Raw genomic sequence first — 18,064 nt, 5'->3', positions numbered from 1 at the left:
CCCTCCAATCACGCGCGATGCCCCGTTCGGCGTGTTCAGAACGCCGACACGCGTGATCCGAGGGTCGACACGGCGGTCTCCCGGTCGGGATGCGGAAACGGCTCCGACAGCGACCAGCTCCGCTCCGAGCCGCTGTTCCTCGACGACCACCCACCACATGTCAGACCTCCGGCTCCGCGAATTCGAAGTACTCCGGCAACGGCGCCGTCCCCGCGAGCCGGAAGTACCGCACCTTCCGCCGCCGCCGCAGCCGCAGCGTGTCGCGGACGGCGTCGTTGTGGACGCGGCGGGCGATCACCACCCGGTGTTCGGCGTCAGTCAGCTCCTCGGCCAGCTCGGCCGGCAGCCCGGCCCGGTCGACCTGGCTCAGCTGCAGGGTCAGCTCGTTCTCCGCGGCTTCGCGCTCAGCCCGCGACGCCGCTTCGGCGCGCTCCGCCGACGTCCGCAGGGCGGTGTCGCCCGACACCACAGCGACCGCTCGGGCGACGACCGCGCGCCGCGCCAGCGCCGCGTCCAGCGCGGCCCAGCCGGCGTCCGTGCGGACGTGCAGCCGGTCCAGCCGGTTCGCCGTCGCCACCAGGAAGAGCCCGCCCAGCACCACCACCAGAGCGAGAGCCGGGAGCAGCCAGCCGAGCACGCTCACCGGGCGAGCTCCCCCTCCGGCGCCGCGACCCGCCGCGGGTCGGCGGCAACGGCGGCCTCGTAGACGCGCAGCACCTGGGTGGCCACCACGGACCAGTCGTACATCGTGACGCGCTCCCCCGCCGCCGCGGCCAGCGACGCCCGGCGCGCCGGGTCGCCGAGCAGCTCGCGCAGCCCGTCCGCGAGCGCGGCCGGGTCACCGGTCTCGGCGAGCTGCCCGGCGCGGCCGTCGTCGAGCACCCGCCGGAACGAGTCGAGCCCGCTGGCCAGCACCGGGGTCCCGGCCGCCATCGCCTCGGTGAGGATCATCCCGAAGCTCTCGCCGCCGGTGTTCGGGGCGCAGTAGACGTCGACGCTGCGCAGCGCCTGGGCCTTCACGTGGTCGTCGGCCTGGCCCAGCAGTTCCAGGTGCGGGGCCAGCTCCGGCCCGGCGTCGCGGCGCAGCTGGTCTTCGTCGCCGCGGCCGACCACGACCAGCCGCAGGTCTTCGAACTCCGGGAGGATCCGCCGCAGCGCCTCCAGCAGCACACCCATGCCCTTGCGCGGCTCGCCGAACCGGCCGACGAACCCGACCGTGCCCCCGGCCCGTGGGTAGCCCGGCAGCGGCAGTGCGGAGGAGAAGAACTCGACGTCGACGCCGTTGGGGATCTCCACGGCGTCGCCGCCCGCGTGCTCGACCTGGACGCGGCGGGCCAGCGCGGACACCGCGATCCGCGCCGTGATCTTCTCCAGCAGCGGCCGCAGCACGGGCTGGAACGCCGAGAGCGTGCGCGAACGCGTCGTCGCGGTGTGGAACGTCGCCACGATCGGGCCGTCCGCGATGAGCAGCGCCAGCAGGGACAGGCTCGGCGCGGCCGGTTCGTGCAGGTGCAGGACGTCGAAGTCGCCGTCGCGGATCCAGCGCCGCACCCGCGCGTAGGACACCGGGCCGAACTGCAGCCGCGCGACCGAGCCGTTGTACGGGATCCCGAGCGCCTTGCCCGCCGGGTGCACGAACTCCGGCAGCTCCGCGTCCTCGTCGGCGGGCGCCAGCACGGACACCTGGTGCCCACGGGCGAGCAGCGCTTTCGTCAGGTCGATCACGTGCCCCTGGACCCCGCCGGGCACGTCGAAGGAGTAGGGGCACACGATCCCGACCCGCATCGGCCGCGTGGCCACGGCTCAGCTCGCTTCTTCGAGGCTGACCCGCTCGGCGGCCTCGAGGTCGGCGGGCCAGAACTTCTGCACCATGTGCCAGTCGGCCGGGTGCGCGGCGATGTCGCCGGCGAAGATGTCCGCCAGTGCCTGGGTCGCGGCCGGGACCTCGGCGCGCGCGGTGACGCGGATGCGCGGGTGCAGCCGGATCTGCCAGCCGTCCTCGGTGAACCAGCAGCCGGCCGGGATCAGCGCCGCACCGGTCGTCGCGGCCAGCCGCGCCGGGCCGCCGGGCAGCCGGGCCGGCTCGCCGAAGAACTTCACCGGGATGCCGCTCGTGGTGAGGTCGCGGTCGCCCACCAGGCAGACGGCTTTGTTCTCACGCAGCCGCTTCAGCAGCACGCGCATCGCCGAGCTGTCGCCGGTCAGGGGCACGATCTCGAAGCCGAGCGACTCCCGGTACTCGACGAACCGGCGGTAGAGCGACTCAGGCTTCAGCCGCTCGGCGACGGTCGTGAAGCCGCCGAGGTAGTCGGCCAGCCACACACCGGCGATGTCCCAATTGCCGCTGTGCGGCAGCGCCATCACCGCGCCGTTGCCCTCGGCCAGCGCCGCGTCGAGGTTCTCCACGCCGGTGATCGAGGCCGCGACCTTGGTGCTGACCTCCTTGTGGTCCATCGACGGCAGCCGGAACGTCTCGTGCCAGTACCGGGCGTACGAGCGCATCGCCCGCCGGGTCAGCTCGTCGAGCTCGACCGGGTCGGCCTGCGGCACCACGCGGGCGAGGTTCGTGCGCAACTGCCGCACGCCCCCGCCGTCGCGCCGGACGGCGAGATCGGCGCCGAGCGAGAAGACCGTGCCGCCGAACCCGGCGGGCAGCCAGCCGGCGAGCTTCCACCCGGCCGCGTAGCCGAAGGCGCTCAACCGCTCGCTCACCCTGCTCATGCCCGTTGCTCCCCGGCGGCGGCTTCGCGGGCCGCCTTCGCCACGGCGGCGAAGCGCTGCAGCAGCGTGACGACCGATCCGGCGGCGAGCAGCCAGAGCGTCACGTCCACGGTGTACGGAATGCCGAAGCCGTGCAGGCCGGTGCCGACCAGCGCGATGATCAGCCGCTCGGCGCGCTCGACGAGCCCGCCGTCGACCGGCAGGCCGGAGGCGTCGGCCCGGGCCTTCACATAGGAGATGACCTGGGCGAGCACCAGGCACAGCAGGGCCGCGGCGGCGGCCGGGTGGTTGTCGTCGACGACGAAGCACCACCAGGCGATGGCGGCGAACAGGGCGCCGTCGACCAGCCTGTCGCAGGTCGCGTCGAGCACCGCGCCGAACGGGGTGCCGTAGCCGCGGGCCCGGGCCATGGCGCCGTCGAGGATGTCGAGCATGGCGAAGCCCCACACCGTGAAGGTGCCCCACAGGAGGTGGTCGTTCGGGAAGAAGACCAGTGCGCAGACCACCGCACCGGCGGTGCCGAACACGGTCATGGCGTTCGGGGTCAGCCCGGCGCGGACCAGCGCCTGGCCGATCGGATCGGTGACGCGGGAGACGGAGGCACGCGCGAAGATATTGAGCATCGGTTCGTCGAGGCACCTGGCTACGAGGGGTGGGTGGGCGATGGCAGCCTATCGACCCACGTGCGCGGCCCCGACGTGCCGCCCCGGGTCAGCCCGATTTCGTGAGCTGGCCCTCGTGCTCCTTCGCCGCTTCGGCAGCCGCCGCGGCGGCGCACTTCGGCGTCAATTGACGGCGGATGGCGGCGCTGATCTCACCGAGCGCCGTCACCTGCTCCGGCGTCAGCGGGTCGAACAGGCTTTCGCGGACAGCCTCGACGTGTCCCGGCGCGGCCTCTTCGAGCGCGGCGAACCCGGCGTCGGTCAGCACCGCCCAGGCGCCCCGCTTGTCGGTCGGGCACGCCTCGCGCTGCACCCACCCGTTCGCCTCCAGCCGCGCGACGGCGTGCGACAGGCGGCTGCGGGACGCTTGGCGCGCGTCGGCGAGCTCGCTCATCCGCAGCCGGCGGCCGGGTGCTTCGGAGAGGGCGACGAGGACTTCGTAATAGGTGTGCGGCATGCCCGAGTCGTGCTGCAGCTGGCCTTCGAGGTGCGCGCTGAGCATGCGGGTGGCCGCGTTGAACTCACGCCAGACGCGCTGTTCGTCGTCGCTGAGCCATCGGGTTCCGGACATAGCTCCATCATACTCTCGGTTGAACACTCAATCAGGAGTTTTGCCCGGTCGGGGCAGTGATGGTCCAGACGACCGCGGACCCGGGCGTCACCAGGCGTCGGCCAGCAGGTCCCTCGTCTCCCCCAGCAGCTGCGGAAGCACCTTCGTCTGGCCGATGACCGGCATGAAGTTCGCGTCCCCGCCCCACCGCGGCACCAGGTGCTGGTGCAGGTGCGCGGCGATCCCCGCGCCCCCGACCACACCCTGGTTCAGGCCGATGTTGAACCCGTGCGCGCCGGAAACCGTGCGGATCACCTTCATCGCGTGCTGCGTGTACTCGGCCACCTCGAGCGTCTCTTCCACGGTCAGCTCGGTGTAGTCCGCGACGTGCCGGTACGGCACCACCATCAGGTGCCCCGGGTTGTACGGGTACAGGTTCAGCACCGCGAACACGAGGGTGCCACGGGCGACGATCAGGCCGGTTTTGTCGTCCAGCGAAGGGATCCGGCAGAACGGGCAGCCGGTGCCGGAGTCGTCGTCCGGCTTGTCCTGCCCCTTGATGTAGGCCATCCGGTGCGGGGTCCAGAGGCGCTGGAACGCGTCCTGGACCCCGACGCCCTGCTGCTCGACGAGCTCGGCACCGTCACTCACCGAACGACCGTCTCCAGCGCCTCGGCCGACGGGGAGGCGTTTTCGCGGCGCTCGACCCACTCCGCGATCGCCTCGACCGCCTTGGCCACCGGCACGCCGTTGATCTGGCCGCCGTCGCGGAAGCGGAACGACACCGCGCCCGCCTCGACGTCCTTGGCGCCGGCCAGCAGCATGAACGGCACCTTCTGCGTGGTGTGCGTGCGGATCTTCTTCTGCATCCGGTCGTCGCTCGCGTCGACCTCGGCGCGGATTCCCTTGGCGCGCAACGCCTTCTCGATGGCCTGCAGGTGCTCGACCTGGTCGGCGGTGATCGGGATGCCGACCACCTGCACCGGCGCGAGCCACGCCGGGAACGCGCCCGCGTAGTGCTCGGTCAGCACGCCGAAGAACCGCTCGATCGAGCCGAACAGCGCGCGGTGGATCATCACCGGCGTCTGGCGCGTGCCGTCCGGCGCGGTGTACTCGAGCTCGAACCGCTTGTTCTGGTTGAAGTCCAGCTGGATGGTCGACATCTGCCAGGTGCGGCCGATGGCGTCCTTGGCCTGCACCGAGATCTTCGGGCCGTAGAAGGCCGCACCGCCCGGGTCCGGGACCAGCTCGAGGCCGGAGTCGACGGCGGCCTGCCGCAGCGTCTCGGTGGCCTCTTCCCACTCCCAGTCCTCACCGATGAACTTCTCGGAGTCGCCGCGGGTGGACAGCTCGAGGTAGAAGTCGGAGAGGCCGTAGTCGGCCAGCAGGTCGAGGACGAACTTCAGCAGCGACTTGAGCTCGCCCGGCATCTGCTCCTTGGTGCAGTAGATGTGCGAGTCATCCATCGTCAGCCCGCGGACGCGGGTGAGGCCGTGCACCACGCCGGACTTCTCGTAGCGGTAGACGGTGCCGAACTCGAACAGCCGCAGCGGCAGCTCGCGGTAGGACCGCCCGCGCGAGCGGAAGATCAGGTTGTGCATCGGGCAGTTCATGGCCTTGAGGTAGTAGTTCTCCTCGTCGAACTGCACCGGCGGGAACATCGTGTCCGCGTAGTAGGGCAGGTGGCCGGATGTGTGGAACAGCTCGCCCTTGCTGATGTGCGGGGTGTTCACGAACTCGTAGCCGGCCTCTTCGTGGCGGCGGCGCGAGTAGTTCTCCAGCTCGCGGCGGATGATGCCGCCCTTGGGGTGGAACACCGGCAGGCCGGAGCCGATCTCCTCGGGGAAGGAGAACAGGTCGAGCTCGGCGCCGAGCTTGCGGTGGTCGCGGCGCTCGGCCTCGGCGATGCGCTCGAGGTGGGCGTCCTGCGCCTCGGCCGACTCCCACGCCGTGCCGTAGATCCGCTGCAGCTGCGGGTTCTTCTCACTACCCCGCCAGTACGCGGCGGCGACGCGGGTGAGCTTGAACGCCGGGATGAACTTCGTGGTCGGCACGTGCGGACCGCGGCAGAGGTCACTCCAGACACGTTCCTTGGTGCGCGGGTCGAGATTGTCGTAGATGGTGAGTTCGCCCTCGCCGACCTCCATCACCTCGGAGGTGTCCACTGTGTCCTTTTCGGACTTGAGGTCGACGAGTTCGAGCTTGAACGGCTCGTCCGCCAGTTCTTTTTTGGCCTCGTCGACGGAGTCGAATACGCGCCGCGAGAACTGCTGGGCGCCCTTCACGATCTGCTTCATGCGCTTTTCGAGCGCCTGCAGGTCCTCCGGGGTGAACGGCTTGTCGACGGCGAAGTCGTAGTAGAAACCGTCCTTCACCGGCGGACCGATGCCCAGCTTGGCGTCCGGGAACTGCTGCTGCACGGCCTGGGCGAGCACGTGCGCCGCCGAATGGCGGATGACGCTGCGGCCGTCCTCGGTGTTCGCGGCGACCGGCTCGACCTCGGCGTCGGCTTCCGGCGCCCAGGCGAGGTCCCGCAGCTTGCCGTCGGCGTCGCGCACGACGACGATCGTGTCCGCGCCCTTGGTCGGCAGACCGGCTTCGCGGACTGCCGCGCCCGCCGTGGTGCCCGCCGGTACCACCACACGGGAGGCGGCCACGGGGGAAACGGGGGGCGACTGGGACACGATCGGCTCCTCAAGCTGGAGTGACAGAGATCTGGAGTGACAAAGACGACCCCGTCGATGCTAGTCGGCGGCCCGCGCGCGCCTCACGCGCGTGGCGCGAACGCCGGACGGGCCGCCTCCGGTCCCGGAAGCGGCCCGTCCGATCGAGGTCAGAGGGTTTCGACGACCTGCTCGAAGTCCAGCCGCGGCAGGCGGTCGAACCACGGGTTCTCGCCCGGCTTGCCGACGTTGACGACGACCAGCGAGCGCCACTTCTTGTCCGCGAAGAACTCGTCGTCGACGCCCTGGGCGTCGAAGCCGGTCATCGGGCCGGCGGCCAGCCCGGCGGCGCGGACGCCGATGATGAAGTAGCCGACCTGCAGCAGCGAGTTCAGCTTCGAGAACTCGACGCGGCCCTGCTCGTCGGCGAAGTTGTCCTTCACCTGAGGGGCGTGCGGGAAGACCTGCGGGATGTTCTCGTGGAAGTCGACGTCCGCGGCGAGCACCACGGTCAGCGGGGCGGCTTCGGTCTTGTCCCGGTTGCCCGGGGCCAGGTGCGGGAGCAGGCGGGCCTTCGCCTCGGCGGTCCGGAGCACCAGCGCACGCAGCGGCTGGGTGTTCATCGACGTCGGGGCCCACTTGACGAGGTCGTAGATCGCGCGGACCTGGTCCTCGGTCACCGGCTCGGAGCTGAAACTGTTGGCCGTGCGGGCCTCGCGGAACAGCAGGTTCTGGACGTCCGCGGGGACCTGGAGGGCCTCGGTCTGCTCGGCAAAGGTGGTCACGGGGCTGGGCATCCTTTCCGTTGGGTCGGTACCCCGTCCAACCAGGTTGAGCGTTGAACTATTTCGCGCTCAACTACTCCGCGGCGGTGAAGTGGATCACAAGCGGCGTTGCCGGCGGTGAGCGCCGGTCAGCCGATCGGGGCAGCAGGGCCTCCTCGGGTGCCGGTAATCCGGGCAGACGGGGGCATCCGGCCTGCCCCGGCCGGCGCGGGCCGCCGCGGCGAACAGGGGCACCGGCGCGGCCCGGCGGCCCGGGCTCCACGGATCGTCGCGGCACGGAAGCACAGCCGGTAGCGCGGTGCAGCCGGATCGGTGAGGCGACCGGCCGCGTTCCCAGCCGCGTTCCCGCTGTGTTCCCGGCTGTGTTCCCGGGAAAACGGGCACGGCCGCCGGCTCCCTGCGGCGGGAATCGGCGGCCGTGGCACGCGGCGCGCGGCGAAGACGGGTCAGTAGGCGCCCTGCCCGCCCATCACCGCGCGGAACGTCTTCCAGAGGATGACCAGGTCCAGCGCGAGGGACCAGTCCTCGACGTAGCGCAGGTCCAGCCGGATGCTCTCGGCCCAGGTGAGGTCGCTGCGCCCGCTGACCTGCCAGAGCCCGGTCAGGCCCGGCTTCACGAGCAGCCGGCGGCGCGCGTCGGGTGCGTACTGCTCGGTTTCCTCCGGCAGCGGCGGCCGCGGGCCGACGAGCGACATCTCGCCCGACACGACGTTGAACAGTTGGGGCACCTCATCGAGCGAATACCGGCGCAAGAAACCACCCACCCGGGTGATACGCGGGTCGCGCTTCATCTTGAAGAGCGGGCCCGCGCCTTCGTTGTCCGCCGTCAGGGTCTGCTTGATCGCGTCGGCGTTGGTGACCATCGTCCGGAACTTGAGCATGGTGAACGTCGCGCCGTCGCGGCCGACGCGGCGCTGGCGGTAGATCACCGGGCCGCGGTCGTTCAGCTTGATCGCGACGGCGATCACGAGCAGCAGCGGCGACAGCAGGGTGAGCAGCAGTGCCGAGCCGCAGCGGTCGACGATTTCCTTCACCACGCGGCGGCCACCTGTGAACATCGGCGCGGTGACCCGCAACAGCGGCATGCCGAGCACACCGGTGACGTTGAGCCGGGGACCGGCGACCTCCATCAGCACGGGCGCCACGACCATCTCCGCGCCGGTGCCCTCCATGTCCCAGGCCAGCCGCTGCAGCCGCTTCGGCGTCCAGTACTGGTCGGCGGTGATCGCGACGACGCGGTAGCCGCCACGGCGCACGTGCCGGGACAGCTCGTCCAGCCGTCCGACCACCGGGACGCCGTCGATCTCGCCGCTGTCGCGGTCCTCGCCGTGGCCGCTGAACGTGCAGGCGGCCTCCACGCGCCAGCCGACGTGCACCTCCGAGCGGGTGCGGGCGATCAGGTCGGCGACGGTTTCCGGGCTGCCCGCGGCCATCACCGGCAGCAGGCAGAGTCCCTTGGCGCGCTTGCGGTGCAGCACCTGGCGCAGCAGGTAGCGCTGCGGGAAGGCGACCAGCGCGATGGCCGGGACGACGACGAACACCCAGACCTGGACCTCGAGCGCGCCGAACAGCAGGCCGCCCAGTGCGACCAGGACGGCAGCGGTGATGAAGCCGCGGCCGAGGGTGCGGTACTCCTCCGCGCCTTCGCCGAGCACCCGCGGGCTCCAGGCCCGGCTGGCCGGCAGCGAGGCGAACACCGCGAGGATCGTGCCGAAGGCGTGCATGTCGTGCGGGGCAACGCGATCGATGACGAACGCGCTGATCGCGATCACCAGCAGCGTGATGAACACATCGCTGCCGATGACCCAGGCTCTGTACCGCGCTTCCCAGGCCGCGGGCCACGCCTTGGCGGACGGGCCGCCGTCGTCGGGGCGACTGTCCCGCTTGGCGGGACGCGGGATGGCCTGAAGGTCGATGTGCGGCGGTGGCTGGCTCACCGTGTACGAAGGCCGCACCGACTCTTCCATCTGACCTCCCGGGAACTGGATCGAGTTGAGCCGCGGGCACGCAGCGTCACCGCAGATGAATTCGGAGAGTCACTGCTTCTTGGTGGTCGCGCAGAGCCCGCGGAGGCTTCACACGGCAAGTTATCGGCGACTCTCTCGGCAGTGTTACAAGGATTTCCAGCCACATGCTGCGTGCCATCCCCGCCAGAAAATGGCCGGAAGATAACAAGATGAAGACGATGGGTGAGTGGGCGTATCTCCGTGAAAATTACGTTCCGTAGCAAAAGGAGTGATACCCGCACCCGGGTGGACCAAGCTCCGCCGAACGGGCCCGCGAGGCCTTCCGGGTTCTACTGTGGACACTGCGGAGCGCAGAAGGTCCACAGTGGACCCGGTCGGACCGTCGGGAGCCGTCGCGAGGGCCCGGCGGCCACCGACGGTGACATTCGTCGTCACATCGTCACGCGCGCCGGTTTTGTCACACGTCGTCGCCGGACGACCACGCGGCGACGGACGACGTGGCGTGCCGAGGATCACATCCGACCTCCCGCGGGTGGCGTTCGACAAAAAACCGCCGCGGCGGCCAGGTTCGAAGGCAGTTCCGGCGGGCCCCGGCGGCGGGGGCGCGAACCGCTCTCGCAAGCTGATACGGATGATCCGAACGGATCGTTCACTCCGTTTTGCCCGGACGACGGGTACACGCCGGCCTCGGCCACGGAAATGCGGCCCGGCCTGGGGCGCGGCGCCCGAGGCCGGCGGCGCTGACGAAAAAAGCCCCGCTCGCTCTCCGGCGAACAGGGCTCTCTCTACGGCATTCGGGTGGGCGATACTGGGATCGAACCAGTGACCTCTTCGGTGTGAACGAAGCGCTCTCCCGCTGAGCTAATCGCCCGCTCGCGGTGTTGTCCGAAACTCTAGCGTACGACTTTCAGGCGCCTGCAAACGGGTGGTCCTGTCCGACCACACTCCGCTTACCGGCGAGTACGGAACGCACAACCCCGAGCTAGCCGGGGTTGTGCGGCCGGGGGGCCGCCTGACACCACGTTCGACATCCGTGCGACGGTGCTATCGCCCGGCGACTAAACCGCGCAGTATGGAGGCGTGGGCTCCGCGGGGCGCGCCGGTCAGTTGCGCGCCGCAGGTGGTCACGGGTGGAGATGGGGGCCGAAGCGCCCGGACGGGTGATCTGCGGCGCACCCGCGAGGGAATCGGCCTCCTGATGCGTCAAAGCAGTGACGCCCTCGGCCGGGCCGGGCCGGGAAGGGAGACGAAGGGTAGGACGATGCGCAACGATCACGTGACGCTCCGCTCGACGGCGGTCTTCGACCTGCTGGCGCCGCGGACTCCCGCGGTTCCGGTCAAGGTGGAGCTGCGCTACGACACACGCGACCCGTACGCGGTCGTCGCCGCCTTCCGCACCGGCCGCGCCGGCTGGGTCGAGTGGGTGTACGCACGCGACCTCCTCGCGGACGGCCTCCTGGCCGACGCGGGTGACGGGGACGTCCGCATCCGCCCCTCCGTCGAGGACCCCGAAGCCGTCCTGATCGAGCTGAACTCGCCGTCCGGGCACGCCATGTTCGAGGCGTCCGCCCAGGAGCTGGCCGACTTCCTCGACCGAACGTACGACGTGGTCCTCCCGGGCAACGAGCACCTGTGGGTCGACGTCGACGACGCACTCACCCACCTCATCCCGCACGATCTGGCCTGATGACGGCCTTGCAACTACGGAGTGACACCCCGGTGTCGAACCCGTCTCCGGGGTCCGATATGGTTTTCACACACCACAGCGACGGGGAAACAGCTTCCCGGAGTTGAGGAGTGCGGATGTAGCGCAGCTGGTAGCGCATCACCTTGCCAAGGTGAGGGTCGCGGGTTCGAATCCCGTCATCCGCTCGGTAGGCTCTCGAGGCCTGTCACGGTGGAGTGGCCGAGAGGCGAGGCAACGGCCTGCAAAGCCGTGTACACGGGTTCGAATCCCGTCTCCACCTCGCGCGATTAGCTCAGCGGGAGAGCGCTTCCCTGACACGGAAGAGGTCACTGGTTCAATCCCAGTATCGCGCACCACATGTTTTCGCAGGTCAGAAGCCCTGTCCCTCCCCGGAGGGGCGGGGCTTTCAGCTGTCAGTCGGCGACGATCCGGCGACGGCCCCCGGACCCGGCCCAATCGCCCGCTGGGACCGCAGGTGCGGGAACCAGGACACCAGCTTCGCGCGCTCCCCCGGGTACAGGGACGCCAGCGACCGCAGCCAGCGTTCCTCCAGGGCGTCCAGGATCTGGTTCACCATGGCCGGGGTCACATGGTCGTAGACGCGGGCGATGCCTTTCATCTTCTGGCCCAGCCGCGCCCGGCGGGCAACCTCCGGGATCCCGTCCTCAGTCAGCCAGGTGCTGTGCGTGTGCCGGCCTTCGTGGAAGGTGAACGTCGGGAGGATCGGCGGGCGCCGCTCCCCCGCACCAGGGTCATCAAGTTCGACCCCGTCCCAGGCCGGCCGCCAGAACCGGATGCGGAAGTTCGACCGCCGCCACGGATACCCCTCCGGCGTGCACAGCACGAACGGCTCCCGATGGCTGTCCATCAACTCCTCGTAGAGCACCGCGATCCCGGGCGGGAGCGCCACAAACCTCGTACCCGCAGGAGTTTTGGTCCGGCCCTTCTTGGGCCGGGAGTTCCCGCGCCTCGTCGGTGGCCGCTGGCGGCCGTCTGAGTGATGATCATCACTCTTCCGTCCTCCTTTGTAGACCTTCCCGCTGACTTCCTTCAGCGGTGTCCGGATGTCGATGCCGCGGCGTTCGGAGTCGTACTCGTGCCGTTGCTGCCCGACGAGTTCACCCCATCGGGCGCCGGTATAGAAATCCATCAAGCACAGCACGAACCCGCGCATCCCCAGACCCAGCTCGTACAGCCGCATCGCGGCCCGCAAGGCCTGCGCCGGGGTGGCCACCAGCCGCTCGGCGTCGAACTCGCCCTTGGACACGCGCACCCCGCTGCACGGGTTGGCCGGGATCATCCGAGCGCGCACGGCAGCGTTGAGGATGGTGGAGAACAGCGCGAAGTACGACGACACCGACGACTCGGCGTAGTCCTCGTGCAGCTCCGAGAGCCACCGCTCGATCTCGACGTAGCCGTTGAAGATCGCGATCAGCGGCCACGCCTTCCACTGCGGCAGCAGCTGCGTGTCCAGGAACGAGCGGTACTTCGCCACTGTGTTCAGCTCCAGCCGCGGAGCCACCGCCGCCAGCCACTCCTCCGCAAAGTCATCGAAGCGCGTCTCGCCATCACGAGGATCCAGCCACAGGTTCCGCCGGATCAGCGCCTCCTGCTCCACCCCCCAATCCTCGGCCGCCTTCTTGGTGGGAAACCCTGACCTACTCCCCCACGTCCCGTCGGGACGCTTGTACCGGGCACGCCACTCACCCGTGCCGGGCTCTTCCTGGCCGTGAGCCATCCTTCAACTCCTTCTCTGTTACTCCGCCCGCCTCACGCGGCGCGGAAGTCCTGGGCAACGTCCGCAACGGACACCCGCCGCCGCGGCGGCTTCACCGGCGCCGCGCTCAACCGCACGATCTCGGCGACATCGCCACGGGTGAACCGGTAGTGCTTGCCGAAGCGGTGATGCGGCAGCACTCCCACGGCGGCCTGGTCCTTCAACGTCCTCGGCGAAAGCTGCAACAGCTCCCCCACCTCTTCCGCGGTCAGCAACGCGTCCGGATCCACCGGCGGCTCCGGCACAGCCGCACGGACCGCCGCCGCGAGCTCCCGGATCGCAGCAGCAACAGCGTTGACCTGCCCCTGGTCACGTTCGGTTTCCATCACAACCTCCAATGTTCCTGTTGGAGAACTCGACTCAAAACAGGGAAGTGTTCGCCACACCACACACCCCATCCATGCCTACAAGACCACAGACGGTCAACAGCTTCTCGAAAGAAACTCAAAGAGACTCGTCCAGACACCTACCCGCCGACACCACACGATTCCACGACGCTACTATTCGACCAATTCACCATGCACCTGCACCGGAACGGAAGGAAACACAAATGGCCAAGAGGGTCAGCATCGAGATATTCGACGACACGGACGGCAGCCCGGCCGAACAGACCGTCCCGTTCGGACTCGACGGCGTGTCCTACGAGATCGACCTATCCGCGCCGAACGCCGAAGAACTACGCGAAGCGCTGACACCGTACGTGTCGGCCGCGCGCCGCACCGGCGGCCGCCGCATCAAGGTCGCCGTCGGCCAAGCAACCACTGACACCACGACCGAAACCGAAGCAGCCACCGAATACACAGCTACACACGACATCCGGAACTGGGCGCGGCAAAACGGCCACGAAGTGGCCAACCGAGGACGAATTCCAGCCTCGATAGTCGACGCCTATCACGCATCACGAAAGACCGAAAACTCCGGCCCCTCGCGAAAGAACCGAGCACAATCAACAGCGCGACCAAAGTCGACGCGAAGCAAATGACTCGCCAGCAGGAGGACACCACCCCGGCCGACGCACCGTCAGACCGCACACCGGGAACCCTTCGAAAGACAAGAATCATCGGCGCTCCATCTCAAGCGATCCGGCGCCCGAGCTGGCACCGGTGACCTCTAACTCCGGTTGTTCCCGCGCTTGGAGACAGGCACCGGTCAGTTGGCGCGTTGCGGGGCGGCCCTGATGCGGTTGCCGGAGCCAGCGCTCACTGGCGAGCTCCAGCGGCTCGCAGCAGCCGGCCGGGCCAATCACGCTGGCAGCTGGTACTACCCGTGGCCGACGAGCATTCCGTCGATCCCCGGCTCCAAGACGGCTTGAACCGACCTCGGCATCGACGGCACAACCGACCCAGACGCGTTCGAGTCCATTGCCAGCTGGGTGAGCTCACGCCCGAACCGGCTTACCGACACTCATGACAATTCCAAGTGCACGGCGACACCACAGCTCCCGACAACCCCGAGTGGCCCACCTGAAGTAACAACGGCAGCGTCATTGCGCCATGACCACGAAACCACCAACGTCATCGGCTATCAGTAATGTCCCGACCCGCGCACCCTCGAACCCACACGCGACGATCCGCGCGGCCGGGTTGTGGGAAGCGCCCAGAACGCGGGAGATTACCCCATGTCTGCGTGTTCAAAGGGGGACTCGAACACATGTTCGCAGCATCCCTGCGGTAACTGTTCAGGTCGTTTTGGGGCTGTGAGCGGGTCTGTGGGATGATCTTGTTGTGGGGAAAGGTGTTCGTCCGTCGTATGACGAGCTGGCCGCGCTGGTCGCAGCGCAGGCGGTGGAGCTCGTACGTGCACGGGAAGAGATCACCGCGTTGCAGGCCGAGGTCGCTGCGCTCAAGCGCCAGTTGGGGACGAACTCGGGTAACTCTTCGATGCCACCCTCATCGGACCGGTTCAGCAAACCTGCCCCGAAGTCGTTGCGCGGCAAGTCCGGCCGCAAGCAGGGTAAGCAACCCGGCGCACCTGGGGCGACCCTGTCGTTGATGGAGAACCCGGACACCATCGTCGAGCATGCGCCGTCGGCATGCTCGGGATGCGGGACAGGTCTGCGCCGTGCCGAGCGTGTGGGAGTCATCCGGCGGCAGGTGGTGGATCTGCCGCCGGTGCGTCCGTCGGTGACCGAACACCGCCTGCACCGGCTGCGGTGCCGCGGCTGCCGCCACATCACGACCGCACCCGGCCCGGCGGAGGCGACAGCGCCGGCCTGCTACGGGCCGAACGTGACCGCGTTGGCGGCATATCTGCTGACCTACCAGCACATACCGGTCGCTCGGACAGCGCAGTTGCTGGCGGACCTGCTCGGGCTGCCGGTGTCGACCGGCTGGGTCGCCGGTGTCCTCTCCCCGGTCGCCACCCGGCTCGAGGGGTTCGCCGAGCAGGTCGAACAGGCGCTGCGGGCAGCGCCGGTGGCCCACTTCGACGAGACCGGCATCCGGGTCGAAGGGAAGAACTGGTGGCTGCACGTCGCCTGCACCCCACACCTGACCGCCTACCTGCCGCACCGCCAGCGTGGTGGTGAGGCGATGGACGAGTTCGGGATCCTCACCCGGTTCCGCGGCGTCGCGTCCACGACGGCCTCATGTCGTATCAAGACTTCGGACGCAACCACACCCGCTGCAACGCCCACCACCTCCGCGAACTGGTCGCGGCCGGCGAAGCCCACCCGGAGCACACCTGGCCCCGGATCGCCATGAAAACCCTCGAACAGCTCAACACCGCCGCCCATGCCGCACGCGACGCCGGCCTGGACGCCATCCCCGCCCATGTCGTCGATCCGCTGATCTCCAGGTTCGTCCGCACCATCCATCTCGGGCTGCTGCTGCACCCACCGGACCGAGGCCGCAAGCAAAGCAAGACCCGCAACCTGCTGGTGCGCCTACGCGACTACCAGCACCAAGTGCTGCTCTTCGCCCGCGACCTCACCGTCCCGTTCACCAACAACCAGGCCGAACGCGACCTACGGATGATCAAAGCCCAGCTGAAGATCTCCGGCGGCTGGCGCACACGGCACGGCGCCCAGGCATGGCTGCGCGTCCGCGGCTACATCTCCACCGTCCGCAAGAACAGCCTGCACGTCATCACCGCGCTCCGTGATGCCATCACCGGAAACCCTTGGCTGCCAACAGCTGTCGAAACGACCTGAACAGTTACTCCCTGCGCAGGATGCGTGTTCATGCGACAGACCATAGCGCCGCATGGCGGCTGTACGCCAGCCGGCTCACGTCAGCGTCTGCCGAGGGCTACCGAGCGGCGCTGAAATCCGACACTAGATATGCGTGCATTGATCGCGAACGACGACGGCATCGGCTCGACACGCGAAACGGTCCGAAGTGGACACCAGCCGGATCGGGATCGTGGGCTGGTTCCTCGGCGGGTACTACGCACCCCGCGCTGCGGCGTTCGAGAGCCGGTTCGCGCTCTGCGTCGCCTGGGGCGCCAACCCGGTCGATCAGCGCATGCCCGAACCCGGAAGCATGGGCCAGGAACATGCCGATCTGGCAGTTCTCGATCCGCTTGTCTGCCGCCTGGCCGAAGAACACCGGCAACACCAGGAGGTCGTGAATCTCGGCCCGGCCACACCCCGCGTCGCCTGATGTCCAGGCGCAGCGGCAAACGACACCAACTGTGCCTGCGCCGTACCCGAAAGCGCTGTGCTGCGCGGACAACTTCGCGTCAGATCGCGGCTGGTGCTGAACCGTAGATCCCCAGCGGTCCTTCGGCGAGGTTGATGACGACGGCCTTCACTTGGGTGTAATGGAGAAGCGTCTCGAAGGAGTTCTCCCGCCCGAAGCCGCTTTCCTTGTAGCCACCGAGAGGCTGGCCCGGAACGAAGTTGTAGTACCGGTTGATCCAGACCGAGCCTGTCTGCATCTCGCGGGCGAACCTGTGAGCGCGGCCGAGGTCGCGGGTCCAGACGCCACCTCCGAGGCCGTACGGCGTCTCGTTGGCCAGGCGCAAAACCTCCTCCTCGTCGGTCCAGGCCTGGACGCAGGTGACCGGTCCGAAGATCTCCTCCTGGGCGATCCGCATGTCGTTCTCGACCTCGGTGAAGATGGTCGGTTCGATGAAGAGTCCCTTTTCCAGTCCGGGAATCCTCGCCGGAACCCCACCCGTCAGCACCTTCGCACCCTCCTGTGGGCCGAGTTCGAGGTAGGACTTGACCTTGTCGAATTGCACCTGGCCGGCCTGCGGGCCCAGTTGCGTCTCCGGCAGTGTCGGATCGCCTTGCGACACCCTGCGGAGAACGGTCTTCAGCTTCTCCAGGAACTCTTCCATGACCGGTTGCTGCACGAAGGTGCGGGTACCCGCGATGCAGACCTCGCCCTTGTTGAAGACAGTGGACATCACGACACCCTCGACCGCCGCGTCGAGGTCGGCGTCCGCGCAGATGATGTTCGCCGACTTGCCGCCGAGTTCCATGGTCTGCGGGATGATGTTCACCGCCGCGTACCCCATGATCTTGCGGGCCGTCGGCTTGGAGCCGGTGAACGACACCTTGCGGACGTCGGGGTGGGTCACCAGTGGCTCGCCGGCTTCGGGACCGTAACCGGTCACGATGTTGACGACGCCGGGAGGCAGGATGTCGGCACATTCGGCGAAGAACTCGAGGACAGCCAGACAGGTCGACTCGGCGGGCTTGAGAACCACGGTGTTGCCGGCGGCGAGCGCCGGCGCGAGCTTCAGTGCCGTGCAGTACATCGGGATGTTCCACGGCACGATCGCGGCGCACACGCCGAGGGGCTCACGGTGGACGAGCGAGATGGCGTCCGGGAAGTCCATGGTCTCGCCGCGCAGGTGCAGCGGCGTCGTCGAGTAGAAGTCGTAGACAGCCGCCGTGCCGGGCAGGTCGAACCCGGCGGAGTCGCGGATCGGCTTCCCGTTGTCGAGGGTCTCCATCATCGCGAAGTCGTCGATGCGGGCCTTCAACCGGCGCGCCATCTCCGCCAGCACGGCCTGGCGCTGCATCGGATGAGAACGTGACCAGGAGGGGAAGGCGGCCTTGGCGGCCGCCACCGCGCGGTTGACGTCCGCCGCGTCGCCTGCCTGGATCGTCGACAGCAGCGTTCCATCGGCCGGGTTGGTGACGGGAATCGTTCGTCCGCTGTTGCCCTCCGTCCATTGGCCGCCGATGAAGTGGCCGTACTCCGCACGGAAGTACCGCTGCGCGCGTTCGGTCCTGGTCAGCACCTCGGACTCCGTCGTCATGGGCTCACTCCGTTCTGATCGGCCGCCTCGGCGCTCGG

General features: G+C 68.8%; 15 protein-coding genes, 4 tRNA genes and 1 pseudogene. 7 read left to right on the top strand and 13 right to left on the bottom strand.

From position 1 onward, the window contains the following. Window positions 1-160: 160 nt before the first annotated feature. From ACLJQF_RS35250 to ACLJQF_RS35205, 10 genes are all read right to left on the bottom strand, one after another. A complete protein-coding gene (locus ACLJQF_RS35250) occupies window positions 161-643 on the bottom strand; it encodes an NUDIX hydrolase (RefSeq protein WP_410614594.1) in 483 nt (160 codons plus the stop codon). Beyond that, window positions 640-1,785, bottom strand: coding sequence for a glycosyltransferase family 4 protein (locus ACLJQF_RS35245; RefSeq protein WP_410614622.1), 1,146 nt, complete (start codon window positions 1,783-1,785; stop codon window positions 640-642). Before ACLJQF_RS35245 ends, ACLJQF_RS35250 begins: the two co-directional genes overlap by 4 nt. A gap of 18 nt (window positions 1,786-1,803) precedes the next feature. Then, window positions 1,804-2,721, bottom strand: coding sequence for a phosphatidylinositol mannoside acyltransferase (locus ACLJQF_RS35240; protein ID WP_410614593.1), 918 nt, complete (start codon window positions 2,719-2,721; stop codon window positions 1,804-1,806). Next, a complete protein-coding gene (gene pgsA / locus ACLJQF_RS35235; RefSeq protein WP_103341486.1) occupies window positions 2,718-3,344 on the bottom strand; it encodes a phosphatidylinositol phosphate synthase in 627 nt (208 codons plus the stop codon). The genes ACLJQF_RS35240 and pgsA overlap by 4 nt, the downstream gene beginning before the upstream one ends. Before the next feature lie 88 nt (window positions 3,345-3,432). Further along, window positions 3,433-3,954, bottom strand: coding sequence for a MarR family winged helix-turn-helix transcriptional regulator (locus ACLJQF_RS35230; protein ID WP_410614592.1), 522 nt, complete (start codon window positions 3,952-3,954; stop codon window positions 3,433-3,435). An 87-nt stretch (window positions 3,955-4,041) separates the two neighbouring features. Further along, complete coding sequence (locus ACLJQF_RS35225) at window positions 4,042-4,584, bottom strand: HIT family protein (protein WP_410614591.1); 543 nt, start codon at window positions 4,582-4,584, stop codon at window positions 4,042-4,044. Further along, window positions 4,581-6,617, bottom strand: coding sequence for a threonine--tRNA ligase (thrS, locus tag ACLJQF_RS35220; RefSeq protein WP_410614590.1), 2,037 nt, complete (start codon window positions 6,615-6,617; stop codon window positions 4,581-4,583). Before thrS ends, ACLJQF_RS35225 begins: the two co-directional genes overlap by 4 nt. 149 nt (window positions 6,618-6,766) lie before the next feature. After that, entirely contained in the window at window positions 6,767-7,381 is a 615-nt protein-coding gene (locus ACLJQF_RS35215; RefSeq protein WP_410614589.1) for a malonic semialdehyde reductase, read from the bottom strand. Between the two features lie 446 nt (window positions 7,382-7,827). Continuing rightward, on the bottom strand, window positions 7,828-9,348 hold the full coding sequence (locus ACLJQF_RS35210; protein ID WP_410614588.1) for a sugar transferase: 1,521 nt from the start codon (window positions 9,346-9,348) through the stop codon (window positions 7,828-7,830). Between the two features lie 799 nt (window positions 9,349-10,147). Beyond that, window positions 10,148-10,219, bottom strand: a tRNA-Val gene (locus ACLJQF_RS35205). A 390-nt stretch (window positions 10,220-10,609) separates the two neighbouring features. Here ACLJQF_RS35205 and ACLJQF_RS35200 point away from each other — a divergent pair. The 4 genes from ACLJQF_RS35200 (at window position 10,610) to ACLJQF_RS35185 (ending at window position 11,391) form a co-directional block, all read left to right on the top strand. After that, entirely contained in the window at window positions 10,610-11,035 is a 426-nt protein-coding gene (locus ACLJQF_RS35200) for an SsgA family sporulation/cell division regulator (protein ID WP_013227152.1), read from the top strand. Between the two features lie 112 nt (window positions 11,036-11,147). Continuing rightward, window positions 11,148-11,220 (top strand) — tRNA-Gly (locus tag ACLJQF_RS35195). A gap of 24 nt (window positions 11,221-11,244) precedes the next feature. After that, a tRNA-Cys gene (locus tag ACLJQF_RS35190) sits at window positions 11,245-11,315 on the top strand. Window position 11,316: 1 nt separating this feature from the next. Continuing rightward, window positions 11,317-11,391 (top strand) — tRNA-Val (locus tag ACLJQF_RS35185). A gap of 50 nt (window positions 11,392-11,441) precedes the next feature. On the opposite strand, the gene ACLJQF_RS35180 is transcribed toward ACLJQF_RS35185, so the two are convergent. Next, a complete protein-coding gene (locus tag ACLJQF_RS35180) occupies window positions 11,442-12,653 on the bottom strand; it encodes a tyrosine-type recombinase/integrase (RefSeq protein WP_020638677.1) in 1,212 nt (403 codons plus the stop codon). Between the two features lie 152 nt (window positions 12,654-12,805). Next, complete coding sequence (locus tag ACLJQF_RS35175) at window positions 12,806-13,138, bottom strand: helix-turn-helix domain-containing protein (RefSeq protein WP_020638678.1); 333 nt, start codon at window positions 13,136-13,138, stop codon at window positions 12,806-12,808. A gap of 224 nt (window positions 13,139-13,362) precedes the next feature. Between ACLJQF_RS35175 and ACLJQF_RS35170 the strand changes: the two genes are divergently transcribed. The 3 genes and pseudogenes from ACLJQF_RS35170 (at window position 13,363) to ACLJQF_RS35160 (ending at window position 16,414) form a co-directional block, all read left to right on the top strand. Further along, window positions 13,363-13,794, top strand: a complete 432-nt coding sequence (locus ACLJQF_RS35170) for a histone-like nucleoid-structuring protein Lsr2 (RefSeq protein WP_043790656.1) — start codon at window positions 13,363-13,365, stop codon at window positions 13,792-13,794. 742 nt (window positions 13,795-14,536) lie between these two features. Next, a pseudogene (gene tnpC, locus ACLJQF_RS35165) lies at window positions 14,537-15,963 on the top strand (IS66 family transposase). Window positions 15,964-16,150: 187 nt separating this feature from the next. Beyond that, entirely contained in the window at window positions 16,151-16,414 is a 264-nt protein-coding gene (locus ACLJQF_RS35160) for a hypothetical protein (RefSeq protein WP_020638681.1), read from the top strand. A 79-nt stretch (window positions 16,415-16,493) separates the two neighbouring features. Here the strand turns inward: ACLJQF_RS35160 and ACLJQF_RS35155 are convergent, their stop codons facing one another. After that, window positions 16,494-18,026 carry an aldehyde dehydrogenase family protein gene (locus tag ACLJQF_RS35155; protein WP_020638682.1) on the bottom strand — a complete coding sequence of 511 codons (1,533 nt, stop codon included), beginning with the start codon at window positions 18,024-18,026 and terminating at the stop codon, window positions 16,494-16,496. Window positions 18,027-18,064 lie beyond the last annotated feature (38 nt).

It is taken from the genome of Amycolatopsis sp. lyj-109 (assembly GCF_046548995.1).
Classification (GTDB): domain Bacteria; phylum Actinomycetota; class Actinomycetes; order Mycobacteriales; family Pseudonocardiaceae; genus Amycolatopsis.
This window is presented reverse-complemented; position numbering and strand designations above follow the sequence as displayed.